This window comes from Streptomyces sp. NBC_01233, from assembly GCF_035989305.1.
GTDB lineage: Bacteria > Actinomycetota > Actinomycetes > Streptomycetales > Streptomycetaceae > Streptomyces.
On sequence record NZ_CP108514.1, the window covers coordinates 5574885 to 5587499 of the forward strand.

At 74.1% G+C, this 12615-nt stretch carries 14 protein-coding genes; 12 read left to right on the forward strand and 2 right to left on the reverse strand.

Annotation, left to right across the window (positions count from 1 at the left end):
* Window positions 1-63 precede the first annotated feature (63 nt).
* The 7 genes from glmS to OG332_RS26675 all read left to right on the forward strand — a co-directional run bounded on the left by glmS (window position 64) and on the right by OG332_RS26675 (window position 7153).
* A complete protein-coding gene (glmS, locus tag OG332_RS26645) occupies window positions 64-1911 on the forward strand; it encodes a glutamine--fructose-6-phosphate transaminase (isomerizing) (protein ID WP_327415819.1) in 1848 nt (615 codons plus the stop codon).
* Between the two features lie 22 nt (window positions 1912-1933).
* A complete protein-coding gene (locus OG332_RS26650) occupies window positions 1934-2302 on the forward strand; it encodes a holo-ACP synthase (protein ID WP_327415820.1) in 369 nt (122 codons plus the stop codon).
* A 26-nt stretch (window positions 2303-2328) separates the two neighbouring features.
* Entirely contained in the window at window positions 2329-3717 is a 1389-nt protein-coding gene (locus tag OG332_RS26655) for an NAD(P)H-hydrate epimerase (RefSeq protein WP_327415821.1), read from the forward strand.
* Window positions 3718-3998: 281 nt separating this feature from the next.
* Window positions 3999-5135 carry an alanine racemase gene (alr, locus tag OG332_RS26660; protein WP_327415822.1) on the forward strand — a complete coding sequence of 379 codons (1137 nt, stop codon included), beginning with the start codon at window positions 3999-4001 and terminating at the stop codon, window positions 5133-5135.
* Window positions 5132-6340, forward strand: coding sequence for an alpha/beta fold hydrolase (locus OG332_RS26665; protein WP_442816376.1), 1209 nt, complete (start codon window positions 5132-5134; stop codon window positions 6338-6340). The genes alr and OG332_RS26665 overlap by 4 nt, the downstream gene beginning before the upstream one ends.
* The gene (tsaE, locus tag OG332_RS26670) at window positions 6291-6857 is read left to right on the forward strand and encodes a tRNA (adenosine(37)-N6)-threonylcarbamoyltransferase complex ATPase subunit type 1 TsaE (RefSeq protein WP_383577451.1); all 567 of its coding nucleotides are present in this window, start codon (window positions 6291-6293) and stop codon (window positions 6855-6857) included. The genes OG332_RS26665 and tsaE overlap by 50 nt, the downstream gene beginning before the upstream one ends.
* 116 nt (window positions 6858-6973) lie before the next feature.
* Window positions 6974-7153, forward strand: a complete 180-nt coding sequence (locus OG332_RS26675; protein ID WP_327415824.1) for a hypothetical protein — start codon at window positions 6974-6976, stop codon at window positions 7151-7153.
* A 33-nt stretch (window positions 7154-7186) separates the two neighbouring features.
* Here the strand turns inward: OG332_RS26675 and OG332_RS26680 are convergent, their stop codons facing one another.
* The gene (locus tag OG332_RS26680) at window positions 7187-7744 is read right to left on the reverse strand and encodes a hypothetical protein (RefSeq protein WP_327415825.1); all 558 of its coding nucleotides are present in this window, start codon (window positions 7742-7744) and stop codon (window positions 7187-7189) included.
* A gap of 167 nt (window positions 7745-7911) precedes the next feature.
* Here OG332_RS26680 and tsaB point away from each other — a divergent pair, with 167 nt between their 5' ends.
* Genes tsaB through OG332_RS26705 form a run of 5 tightly spaced genes read left to right on the forward strand, consistent with a single transcriptional unit; the run spans window position 7912 to window position 11160 of the window.
* Window positions 7912-8574, forward strand: a complete 663-nt coding sequence (gene tsaB / locus OG332_RS26685; protein ID WP_327415826.1) for a tRNA (adenosine(37)-N6)-threonylcarbamoyltransferase complex dimerization subunit type 1 TsaB — start codon at window positions 7912-7914, stop codon at window positions 8572-8574.
* A gap of 29 nt (window positions 8575-8603) precedes the next feature.
* On the forward strand, window positions 8604-9083 hold the full coding sequence (gene rimI / locus OG332_RS26690) for a ribosomal protein S18-alanine N-acetyltransferase (protein ID WP_030710386.1): 480 nt from the start codon (window positions 8604-8606) through the stop codon (window positions 9081-9083).
* Entirely contained in the window at window positions 9076-10215 is a 1140-nt protein-coding gene (tsaD, locus tag OG332_RS26695; RefSeq protein WP_327415827.1) for a tRNA (adenosine(37)-N6)-threonylcarbamoyltransferase complex transferase subunit TsaD, read from the forward strand. The genes rimI and tsaD overlap by 8 nt, the downstream gene beginning before the upstream one ends.
* A complete protein-coding gene (locus tag OG332_RS26700; protein ID WP_327415828.1) occupies window positions 10212-10484 on the forward strand; it encodes a hypothetical protein in 273 nt (90 codons plus the stop codon). Before tsaD ends, OG332_RS26700 begins: the two co-directional genes overlap by 4 nt.
* A gap of 52 nt (window positions 10485-10536) precedes the next feature.
* Window positions 10537-11160, forward strand: coding sequence for a hypothetical protein (locus OG332_RS26705; protein WP_327415829.1), 624 nt, complete (start codon window positions 10537-10539; stop codon window positions 11158-11160).
* 138 nt (window positions 11161-11298) lie between these two features.
* Here the strand turns inward: OG332_RS26705 and OG332_RS26710 are convergent, their stop codons facing one another.
* Window positions 11299-12495, reverse strand: coding sequence for a class I SAM-dependent methyltransferase (locus OG332_RS26710; RefSeq protein ID WP_442816208.1), 1197 nt, complete (start codon window positions 12493-12495; stop codon window positions 11299-11301).
* Window positions 12496-12615 lie beyond the last annotated feature (120 nt).

Below are 12615 nucleotides of genomic sequence, written 5' to 3' on the forward strand. Positions count from 1 at the left end.
GGCGGGGTTTTCGTCTGGTTCAGGTACGGGGCAGACAGCCAACCACGGCGTACGCTGCGCCGTATGTGCGGAATTGTGGGTTACGTGGGAGCGCAGTCTGCGCTCGATGTGGTCATCGCCGGACTCAAGCGGCTGGAGTACCGCGGCTACGACTCGGCGGGGGTCGCCGTGCTCGCCGACGGCAGCCTGGCGGCCGCCAAGAAGGCCGGCAAGCTCGTCAATCTGGAGAAGGAACTGGTCGGGCACCCGCTGCCGGCCGGCTCCACGGGACTCGGGCACACCCGGTGGGCGACCCACGGCGGGCCCACCGACGTCAACGCCCACCCGCACCTCGACAACGCGGGGCGGGTCGCCGTCGTGCACAACGGCATCATCGAGAACTTCGCCGAGCTCCGGGCCGAACTCGCCGAGCGCGGACACCGGCTGGATTCCGAGACGGACACCGAGGTCGTGGCGCACCTGCTGGCCGAGCACTTCTCGGCGGCCGGCGACCTCGCCGAGGCCATGCGGCAGGTGTGCCGGCGCCTGCAGGGCGCCTTCACGCTCGTCGCCGTGCACGCCGACGACCCGGACGTGGTGGTCGGCGCGCGCCGGAACTCGCCCCTGGTGGTGGGCGTCGGAGAGGGCGAGAACTTCCTCGCCTCGGACGTGGCCGCGTTCATCGCCCACACCCGGTCCGCGATCGAGCTGGGCCAGGACCAGGTCGTGGAACTGCGCCGCGAAGGGGTCACGGTGACCAACTTCGACGGTTCGCCCGCGACCGTCCGGGCCTACCACGTGGACTGGGACGCCTCGGCGGCCGAGAAGGGGGGCTACGACTACTTCATGCTCAAGGAGATCGCCGAGCAGCCGAAGGCCGTCGCCGACACCCTCCTGGGCAGGATCGACGCGAGCGGCTCGCTGACCCTGGACGAGGTGCGCATCCCCGTCTCGGTGCTCAGGGAGGTCGACAAGGTCGTGATCGTGGCGTGCGGTACGGCGTACCACGCGGGCATGATCGCGAAGCTGGCCATCGAGCACTGGACCCGCATCCCGTGCGAGACGGAGCTGGCGAGCGAGTTCCGCTACCGCGACCCGATCCTGGACCAGCGGACGCTGGTCGTCGCGATCTCGCAGTCCGGCGAGACCATGGACACCCTGATGGCGCTCCGGCACGCGCGCGAGCAGGGGGCCAAGGTGCTGGCCATCTGCAACACGAACGGGTCGACGATCCCGCGCGAATCGGATGCCGTGCTCTACACGCACGCCGGTCCCGAGGTGGCCGTCGCCTCGACCAAGGCGTTCCTGACGCAGCTGGTCGCCTGCTACCTCGTGGCGCTGTACCTCGGGCAGGTGCGCGGCACGAAGTGGGGCGACGAGATCGAGGCCGTGATCCGCGAACTGTCGGACATCGCCGCCGCGGTGGACACCGTACTGGAGACCATGGAGCCCGTACGGCAGCTCGCGCGCTCCCTGGCCGACAAGAACACCGTGCTGTTCCTCGGCCGGCACGTCGGGTACCCGGTGGCGCTGGAGGGCGCGCTCAAGCTCAAGGAGCTCGCGTACATGCACGCCGAGGGCTTCGCGGCGGGCGAGCTCAAGCACGGGCCGATCGCGCTGATCGAGGAGGACCTGCCGGTGGTGGTGGTCGTCCCGTCGCCGCGCGGCCGGTCGGTGCTCCACGACAAGATCGTGTCGAACATCCAGGAGATCCGGGCGCGCGGGGCGCGGACCATCGTGATCGCGGAGGAGGGCGACGAGGCGGTGGTCCCGTACGCCGACCACCTGATCCGGATCCCGCCGACGCCGACGCTGCTCCAGCCGCTGGTGGCGACGGTGCCCCTGCAGGTCTTCGCGTGCGAACTGGCGACGGCGCGGGGGAACGAGGTGGACCAGCCGCGTAACCTCGCAAAGTCCGTGACCGTGGAGTAGTGACCTGCTGGAGCTGTGAGACGTGATTATCGGCGTCGGGATCGACGTGGCGGAGATCGATCGGTTCGGCGCGGCGCTGGAGCGCACGCCGGGCCTCGCCCAGCGGCTTTTCGTCGACGCCGAGTTGACGCTGCCGAGCGGTGAGCGGCGCGGGACCGCCTCGCTCGCCGCGCGGTTCGCCGCCAAGGAGGCGCTGGCCAAGGCGCTCGGCGCGCCCGCCGGGATGCTGTGGACCGACGCCGAGGTGTTCGTGGAGGCCAGCGGGCAGCCGCGGCTGCGGGTGGCGGGAACGGTGGAGGCGCGGGCGCTGGCGCTGGGCGTGAAGTCCTGGCACATCTCGCTGAGCCACGACGCCGGCGTCGCGTCCGCCGTGGTGATCGCCGAGGGATAGCGCCTGCCGTCGGGCAGGCTGGTGCCATGCGTACTGCTTACAGCGTGGAGACCGTACGGGCCGCCGAGCGGGAGCTGATGGCCCGGCTGCCCGAAGGAGCCCTGATGCAGCGGGCGGCGGCCGGACTGGCCGCCGTGTGCGCGGGGCTGCTCGTACGGGTGTACGGGTCCCGGATCGTGCTGCTGGTCGGGCCCGGCGACAACGGGGGCGACGCGCTCTACGCCGGGGCGCGGCTCGCCCGGCGCGGGGCCGCGGTGACGGCGGTGCCCATGGACCCGGAACGGATGCACGCGGGCGGGCTGGCCGCGCTGCGGGCCGCCGGAGGCCGGGTCGAGGAGGCCGTCCCGCAGCGGGCGGACCTCGTGGTCGACGGGCTGCTCGGGATCGGCGGCCGGGGCGGGCTGCGGCCGGCGGCGGCCGCGCTGGCGGAACGGATCCCGCCGGGGATCCCGGTGGTGTCCGTGGACCTGCCGAGCGGGGTGGACGCGGACACCGGGGAGGTGGCGGGGCCGGCCGTCACGGCCGATGTGACGGTGACCTTCGGCGCGTACAAGCCCGGTCTGCTGATCGACCCCGGAGCCTCGCGGGCCGGGGTGGTGCGGCTGGTGGACATCGGGCTGGAGCTGCCGTCGCCGCAGGTGGAGGCCTTGCAGCACGCCGACGTCGCGGGGCTGCTGCCGGTGCCGACGGCGTCGAGCGACAAGTACCGGCGGGGCGTGGTCGGGATCGTCGCCGGCTCCGCGCAGTACCCGGGGGCGGCCGTACTGGCCGTGGCGGGAGCACTGCGGGGCGGTGCGGGTGCGGTGCGGTACGTGGGGCCGGCGGCGGAGGCCGTGCTCGCGCGGTACCCGGAGACGCTGATCGGGCCCGGCCGGGTGCAGGCGTGGGTGGTCGGGCCGGGACTGGGGGAGGGGCGCGTCGGGGAGGTCTCGGACCTGCTGGCGGACGACGTGCCGGTGCTGGTCGACGCGGACGGGCTGCGCGGGCTGGACGCGGACGTGCTGCGGGCCCGGACGGCCCCGACCCTGCTGACCCCGCACGCGGGGGAGGCGGCGGCGCTGCTCGGGGTGTCGCGGGAGTCGGTGGAGGCGGGGCGGCTGGGGTCGGTGCGGAGGCTGGCGGCCGGGTACGGGGTGGCGGTGCTGCTGAAGGGGTCGACGACGCTGGTCGCCTCCGGCGGGTGCGCCGTCCGGGTGAATCCGACGGGGAGTTCGTGGCTGGCCACCGCGGGGAGCGGGGACGTGCTGTCCGGGCTGGCCGGGTCGCTCCTGGCGGGCGGGCTGTCCGGCGCGGACGCCGGTTCGGTGGCGGCGTACCTCCACGGCCTGGCGGCCGGGCTCACCGGCGGCCCCCTCCTGGCCCACCAACTGGCCGAGGCCCTGCCGGCTGCCTGGCGGCGAGCGAGCCGGCCGTGACCCGCGCGGCCCGGCTGCCGGGGCTCCGCCCCGAACCCCGCGCCTGGATCTTCAGCCCGTCCGGCGTTTGAGGACCGGGGTCTGGGGCGGAGCCCCTGGGGGCACCTCCCAGCGGTAGCTGGGGGAGAAACGGTGAAAGGGCGGGGCGGGGAGCAGCTTCGCGCAGCGGCGCCGTTGCCGGGGCCGGCCCCGGACCCCGCGCCTCGAACGCCGGCGAGGCTTGACAGGCCCGGCGGAGCTGAAAGGCAGGGGACGGCGGCGGTTCTGAGAGACTGGGGGCGATGAACGAGACACCGACGCGCGTGTACGCCGAGATCGATCTTGACGCCGTACGGGAGAACGTGCGCGCACTGCGCGAGCGGGCGCCCCGGGCCGAGTTGATGGCCGTGGTCAAATCGAATGCCTACGGGCACGGGGCCCCGGCCTGCGCCAGGGCCGCCCAGGAGGCCGGTGCCACCTGGCTCGGGACCGCCACCCCCGAGGAGGCGCTCGCGCTGCGCGCCGCCGGGATCGAGGGGCGGATCATGTGCTGGCTCTGGACCCCCGGCGGGCCCTGGCACGAGGCCGTCGAGGCCGACATCGACGTGTCCGTCAGCGGAATGTGGGCCCTCGACGAGGCGCGCGAGGCCGCCCGGGCCGCGGGCCGGACCGCGCGCGTCCAGCTCAAGGCCGACACCGGCCTCGGGCGCAACGGCTGCCAGCCCGCCGACTGGGAGGCGCTGGTCGGTGCGGCCGTCGCCGCCCAGGCCGAGGGGACCGTCCAGGTCACCGGGGTCTGGTCGCACTTCGCCTGTGCCGACGAGCCCGGCCACCCCTCCATCCAGCTGCAGCTCGCCGCCTTCCGCGACATGCTCTCGTACGCCGAGAAGGAGGGCGTCGAGCCCGAGGTCCGGCACATCGCCAACTCGCCGGCCACCCTGACCCTGCCCGAGTCCCACTTCGACATGGTGCGCTGCGGGCTGGCCGTCTACGGAGTCTCGCCCGCGCCCGAACTCGGCACCCCGGCCCAGCTGGGCCTGCGGCCCGCGATGGCCCTCAAGGCCTCCCTCGCCCTGGTCAAGACCGTCCCCGCCGGGCACGGCGTCAGCTACGGCCACCACTACGTCACCGGGACCGAGACGAACCTGGCGCTGATCCCGGCGGGCTACGCCGACGGCATCCCGCGGCATGCCTCCGGGCGCGGCCCGGTGCTCGTCGCCGGCCGGATCCGCCACGTCGCCGGGCGCGTCGCCATGGACCAGTTCGTGGTCGACTTGGGTGCGGACCACGCCCGCGTCGGCGACGAAGCCGTCATCTTCGGGGACGCGGAACGCGGTGAACCCACCGCCGAGGACTGGGCACAAGCGGCGGACACGATCGCGTATGAGATCGTCACCCGTATCGGTGGACGTGTGCCCCGGGTGTACCTGGGCGCCTGAGCGAGCGGAGTGAGGGCGGCGGCGTGAGCGAGAACTGGCGCAAGGCCGGCTGGGCCGGCGCCGCCATCGGCGTGATAGCCGCAGGCGCGGCGGCCGGTGTCGCGGTCGAACGGATCACCGTCGGGCGCGGCATGCGCAGGAAGGCGCGCCTCGCACTCGACGCCGCCGGGGACTACGGCGCCCTGCGCGGGACCGAGGGGACCTGCCGGGCCGGGGACGCCACCGAGCTCTACTACGAGGTCGAAGAGCTGCCGGAGGGCAAGCGGCGCAGGCTGCGGCGCAAGGCCGCGTCCCCGGCCACCGTCGTCTTCTGCCACGGCTACTGCCTCAGCCAGGACTCCTGGCACTTCCAGCGCGCCGCCCTGCGCGGCATGGTCCGCGCGGTCTACTGGGACCAGCGCAGCCACGGCCGCAGCGCGCGCGGCCTCGCCCAGGCGGACGGCGAGCCGCTGACCATGGAGCAGCTCGGCCGCGACCTGAAGGCCGTCGTCGACGCCGCCGCTCCCGAGGGCCCGCTGATCCTCGTGGGTCACTCGATGGGCGGAATGACCATCATGGGATTCGCCGAGCAGTTCCCCGACATCGTGCGCGAGCGCGTGGTCGGCGTGGCCCTGGTCGGGACCTCCAGCGGCCGCCTCGACGAGGTGACGTACGGGCTGCCGTCCGTCGGGGTGGGCGCCGTGCGCCGGATCCTGCCGGGCGTGCTCAAGGCGCTCGGCTCGCAGGTGGAGCTGGTGGAGAAGGGCCGCCGGGCCACCGCCGACCTGTTCGCCGGCATGATCAAGATGTATTCGTTCGGCTCCCGGGACGTGGACCCGGGCGTCACGCGCTTCGCGGAGCGGCTCATCGAGGCCACCCCGATCGACGTGGTCGCCGAGTTCTACCCGGCCTTCCAGACCCACGACAAGACGGCCGCGCTCCGGCTGTTCGCGGACATCCCGGTCACCGTCATCGCCGGCGACAAGGACATGATCACCCCGCCCGGGCACAGCGTGGCCATCAAGGAGGCGCTGCCCAGCGCCGACCTCGTGGTCCTGGAGTCCACCGGGCACCTGATGATGCTGGAGCGCCCGGAGACCGTGACGCGGCTGCTCACCGGGCTGCTGGCGCAGACCGGCGCGGTCCCGCTCCCCACACCGACTAACGTTGGGGCGCATGGAAGAAGTACCGCTGGAAGCCCAGCGCAGCCAGGCACCGGCACCTGAGGCCGAGGACAGCACAGAGACCCGGATCACCGTCGGTTCGCCGGACGCGATGCAGGAGTTGGGCCGCAGGATCGCCGCCCTGCTGCGTCCCGGCGACCTCGTCCTGCTGACGGGTGAGCTGGGAGCGGGCAAGACCACGCTGACCCGCGGCCTGGGCGAGGGCCTGGGCGTGCGCGGGGCCGTGACCTCGCCGACGTTCGTGATCGCCCGCGTCCACCCCTCGCTGACCGGCGGGCCCGCGCTGGTGCACGTGGACGCGTACCGCCTGGGCGGCGGGCTCGACGAGATGGAGGACCTGGACCTCGACGTCTCGCTGCCCGAGTCCGTGGTCGTCGTGGAGTGGGGCGACGGCAAGGTGGAGGAGCTCTCCGACGACCGCCTGCACGTGGTGATCGCGCGCGCGGTCGGCCACGAGGAGGTGCTGGACGACGTGCGCGAGGTCTCGGTGCGCGGGGTCGGGGCGCGCTGGACCGCCGGGGCCGGGCTGGACTCCCTGGCCGGCGCCCTCTCGGAGTGAACGTACCGACAACTCGTCGGCAAGATATTGCGCTGGTGGCAGCCCTCGTGGTGACATGGTACCGAGAGTTTCTTAGGTATGCCTAAGTTCGGCGTCCCGGGGTCCAGGAGGCAGCCATGTCGGCACCAGCAGGAGCACAGCGCGATCCCCGCCCGTCCGTCGTCTCCATGCGGATGCTGCTCGCCGCCGGAGTGGCCGCCACAGCCGTCTCGACGCCGCCCGCGCGCGAACGCGTACCGGGCGGGCCCGAGGACGGCGCATGCGAAGAGGCCGCTCCGGAATCCGAAGCGGCCTGAGTCGCACGTACGGGTGCAGCGCGGGCGTTCCGGTCAGGGAACGACGACGACCTTCGAGTTGATCGTCGCGAAGGCCCACATCGCGTCGCCGTCGGCGCGCGTCATGCGGATGCCGCCGGTCTTCTTGGCCGCGTCGGGCGCCGGGGTCGCGCCGTCCAGACGGGCGCTGAAGCCGACCGCCACCCCCTCGGCGGTGGCGAACCGCACGACGTGCTCGATCGGGACGCCGTCCGTGCCGGTGACCGAGCCCGAGCGCGAACCGACGAGGTAGCTGCCCGCCTTCGGGTGCACCGTGCTCGGCATCACCGTGAACGACTTCGGCTCCTGCGCGGCGTCGCCCACCAGCCACACCCGCTTCTGGCCCACCGAGTACACGACGCGCGTCCCGGTACCGGAACCCTCCGGCACGGGCACCGGCTTCGCCGGATCCTGCTTGGCGGCGGGCTGGCTCGGGGCGGGGGCCGCGTTCTGCGGGGCCGCCTTCGGGGGGCGCGGCGGCGCCGTGGCGGAGGCCTGGTAGCCGAGGAAGCCGACGGCGGCCACTGCCGCGACGGTGAGCCCGGCCACGATTCCCGAGCTGCTGCGTGCCACCTTGCTCCACCTCTCCGCGCTGACCGGTACGCCGGCCGACACCTCGACCGACACCTCGGCCGACGGCTCGACCGATACCTCAGTGATCCCTCGGTCGAAAGGTAGCAGCCGCCCTCCTTTCCGACCGGCCGCAAGGGGCGCGGCCGCCGGAGTCGTAGGCTGTTCGCGTGCTCCTGCTCGCTGTAGATACCGCCACGCCCGCCGTCACCGTCGCCCTGCACGACGGCGAGTCCGTCCTCGCCGAGTCGAACCAGGTCGACGCCCGCCGCCACGGGGAGCTGCTGCTGCCCTCCGTGGACCAGGTGCTCGCCGAGGCCGGGCTGAAGCTCGACGCCCTCACCGGCATCGTCGTCGGGGTCGGCCCCGGCCCCTACACCGGGCTGCGCGTGGGCCTCGTCACCGCCACCACCTTCGCCGCCGTGCTGGGCGTGCCCGTGCACGGCCTGTGCACGCTCGACGGCCTCGCGTACGCCGCGGGCGCCGCCGGGATCGAGGGCCCCTTCACCGTCGCCACCGACGCGCGGCGCAAGGAGGTCTACTGGGCCCGGTACGAGGACCCGCGCACGCGCGTCGGAGAGCCCGCCGTGGACCGCCCGGCCGACATCGCCGAGCAGGTCGCGGGGGTGCCCGCGGTGGGCCAGGGCGCGCTCCTGTACCCCGAGGTGTTCCCGGACGCGCGCGGCCCCGAGCACCAGTCCGCCGCCGCGCTGGCCTCGCTGGCCGCGGAACGACTGGCGGCGGGAGCGGAGTTCCTGCCTCCGACCCCGCTCTACCTGCGCCGGCCCGACGCGCAGGTCCCCAAGAACTACAAGGTGGTCACCCCGCAGTGACCCCGGCGACCCCCCACACCGTGCGCGAGATGCGCTGGTGGGACATCGGACCCGTGCTGGAACTGGAGCACGAGCTGTTCCCCGAGGACGCCTGGTCCGCCGGGATGTTCTGGTCCGAACTCGCCCACGCCCGCGGCCCGCAGGCCACCCGCCGCTACGTCGTGGCCGAGGACGCGTCGGGCCGGCTCGTGGGCTACGCCGGGCTGGCCGCCGCCGGCGACCTGGCCGACGTACAGACCATCGCGGCCGCCCGCGACCAGTGGGGGACCGGGCTCGGCGCCCGGCTCCTCACCGACCTGCTGCGCGCCGCCACCGCGTTCGAATGCGCCGAGGTGCTGCTGGAGGTGCGGGTGGACAACACCCGCGCCCAGAAGCTCTACGAGCGCTTCGGCTTCGAGCCCATCGGCTTCCGGCGCGGCTATTACCAGCCCGGCAACGTCGACGCGCTCGTCATGCGACTGACCGACCCCGCACAAGCACGAACTGAGAGCAGTGAGAGCAATGGCTGACGAACCGCTCGTCCTCGGAATCGAGACGTCCTGCGACGAGACCGGCGTCGGCATCGTCCGTGGCACGACCCTGCTCGCGGACGCGATCGCGTCAAGCGTCGACGAGCACGCGCGCTTCGGCGGCGTCGTGCCCGAGGTGGCCTCGCGGGCCCACCTGGAGGCGATGGTCCCCACCATCGAGCGCGCGCTGAAGGAGGCCGGGGTCAGCGCCCGCGACCTCGACGGCATCGCGGTCACGGCCGGGCCGGGCCTCGCGGGCGCGCTGCTGGTGGGCACCTCGGCGGCCAAGGCGTACGCGTACGCGCTGGGCAAGCCGCTCTACGGGGTGAACCACCTGGCTTCGCACATCTGCGTGGACCAGCTGGAGCACGGGCCGCTGCCGGAGCCGACGATGGCGCTGCTGGTGTCCGGCGGGCACTCCTCGCTGCTGCTGGCCCCCGACATCACCTCCGACGTGCGGCCGCTCGGCGCGACCATCGACGACGCGGCGGGCGAGGCCTTCGACAAGATCGCGCGCGTGCTGCAGCTGGGCTTCCCCGGCGGTCCGGTCATCGACCGGCTCGCGCGCGAGGGCGACCCGAAGGCGATCCACTTCCCGCGCGGGCTGACCGGGCCGCGCGACGCGGCGTACGACTTCTCCTTCTCCGGGCTGAAGACGGCCGTCGCCCGCTGGATCGAGGCGAAGCGGAACGCGGGCGAGGAGGTGCCGGTGCGCGACGTGGCGGCGTCCTTCCAGGAGGCCGTGGTGGACGTGCTGACGCGCAAGGCGATCCGGGCGTGCAAGGACGAGGGCGTCGACCACCTGATGATCGGCGGCGGTGTGGCCGCCAACTCCCGGCTGCGGTCGCTGGCGCAGGAGCGGTGCGACGACGCGGGGATCGTCCTGCGGGTGCCGCGGCCGAAGCTGTGCACGGACAACGGCGCGATGGTGGCTGCGCTGGGCGCGGAGATGGTCAAGCGGAACCGGGCCCCATCCGACTGGGACCTGTCGGCGGACTCCTCGCTGCCGGTGACGGACCCGCACGTGCCGGGCGAGGGCCACGCGCACGGTGACGGCCACGGCCACGGGCACGCACACGGTCACGACCACGACCACGTGCACGAGCTGAGCAAGGACAACCTCTACTCATGAGCACCGTCGCGCTGATGTGGGAGGCCCGGGCCGCCGACGGCCGGGGCAACGAACTCCTGGAGTGGGCCCGGGCCCAGGTCCTCGCCCGGGAGCCGGTGCGCCGCGAGGTGTTCCGGGCCCCGCAGGGCCGGGTGCTCGTGATCACGTGGTGGGAGGCGGCCGAAGGGGTGTCGGCGGAACTCCCCGAACTTCCCGAGCCAGCGGCCGACTTGATCACGCGGGCGGTGCACCGCTGGCGGTTCGAGTCGGTGGAGGTCGACGGGGGCTGACGGCGCCCGCCCGGTCCGTGCGTGGTCCGGGGCTGCGGCTATGGTCATGCGCATGCCTCGCCGCGACCTGCCGCCTCCGCCGCCGCCCGCACACCTGCGCGCCTGGCTGGACGAGGGCGACGTACGGGCCGACCGCGCGCGCTTCCTGCACGACCTGGGTCAGCGCAGCCTGGGCATCGGGCGGTTGCTGCTGCTCTGGGCCGTCTCGGCCGTCTTCGCCCTCGGCTGGTCCTTCGTCGGCATGGCCCTGGTGGCCTTCGAGGCGGGGGACCCGGTCTCCTTCGTCCTCGGGATCGTCTTCGTCGTCCTGGGCTCCGGAGTGCTGATCCCGGCCGGGTTCTGGTTCGCCTGGGGCGCCCGGCGCGACCGCGAGGTGCGGCGGCTGCTGTGTGCGTGGGCCGAGGCGGGCCGGGACCCGGCCGTCGACGCCCGGATGCGCGCGCCCGGCCGGAGCCTGACCTGGCTGCTGGCCTCCCTCGCACTGGGCGCGGCCGGGCTGTGGGTCACCTTCGGCGTCGCCCTGTCGGCCCGCCCGGGCGAGGACACCTACGGCGAGGTCGGTTACTACATGGGCCTGGGCATGATCCTGTGGATCACCGCCCTCCTGGGCGCCGCCAAGGCGGCCGCCCACTACCGCTGGGCACTGCGCGCCGTCCGCCCGGCCCGCACGGCGTAGCCCGGGGACCGGAGGCTGCCGGCTCCGGCCCGCGCCGGCTCCGCCGGTCGGGCCCGCCGCATGCGCTGCGCCGGATGCCGGGCCGTCGCGTGCGCCGCGTCCGCGCTGCCCGTCGCCGGGTCGCGGCCGCGCGGGAAGTCACTGCTCAGGCATCGCCGCAGGCGGCACGGCGGGACGGCCGATCAGCATCGACGGGGCGCCCGCCACGCGGGTCAGGAAGACCGTCGCCGAGTTCGGGCCCTGTGGTTTGACCTTCCTGCGCAGCTCCTCCGGTTCGATCGCCGAGCCGCGCTTCTTCACGGTCAGGACGCCGACCCCGCGCTCGCGCAGCAGGGCCTTCAGCTTCTTCAGGCCGAAGGGCAGCACGTCGGTGATCTCGTACGCGGTCGCGTACGGGGTCGCGCGCAGCTCGTCGGCGGTGATGTAGGCGATGGTCGGGTCGATGAGCCGGCCGTCCAGCTGTCCGGCGACCTCGGCGACCAGGTGGGCGCGGATGACGGCGCCGTCGGGCTCGTAGAGCCAGCGGCCGACCGGGCCGGCCGGCGGATCGGGCAGCGGATCGGCGGTCCGCAGTTCGCGCGGCCCGGGCAGCAGGGTGGCGCGCACGGTCCCGGGGGCGGTCCCGAACCAGAGCACCGCCTCCTTGACGTCACCGTGGTCGGAGATCCACTCGGCCTCGGCCTCCTCGGGCACGGCCTCGTGCGGGATCCCGGGGGCGATCTTGACGGCCGCGTACTTCGCCGTACGGGCGGTGGCGACGGCCCAGGACAGCGGCGGCGAGTACGACTCCGGGTCGAAGACCCGGCCGCGCCCCCCGCGCCGGGCCGGGTCGATGAAGACGGCGTCGTAGCCGGAGGTGTCCACCCCGGTCACGTCCGCCTCCCGGACCTCGATCAGGTCCGCCAGCCCCAGCGCCTCGGCGTTGGCCCGCGCGACGGCGACCGTCAGCGGGTCGCGGTCCACCGCGAGCACCCGGATGCCGAGCCGGGCCAGGGCGAGGGCGTCGCCGCCGATGCCGCAGCACAGGTCGGCGAGGCTGCGTACGCCGAGGGCCGCGAGCCGCTCCGCCCGGTACGAGGCCACGGACGCGCGGGTGGCCATCTCGCCGCCGCCGGGCGTGAAGTACATCCGGAAGGCGTCCTCGGCGCCGAACTTAGCCACCGCGCGCTGCCGCAGCCGGGCCTGCCCGAGCGCGGCGGACACCAGCCCGGCGGGGTGCTCGCGGCGCAGCCGCGTGGCCACGGCCAGCTCCTGGGCTGGGTCGTAGTCGCGGAGCGAGTCGAGGAGGGCGCGGCCCTCGGGGGTGAGGAGGGCGGCGAAGTCTTCGGGGGTCACGGGTCCATTGTCGGCGACGGGCCGGACCCGGACCGTGTGGGCCAGTCGAAGGAAGGTGGGACCGCGTTCGCGGTGTCTTCCGGGGAGCCCGTGTGTCGGGTGCCAGGATGCGCTGCTATG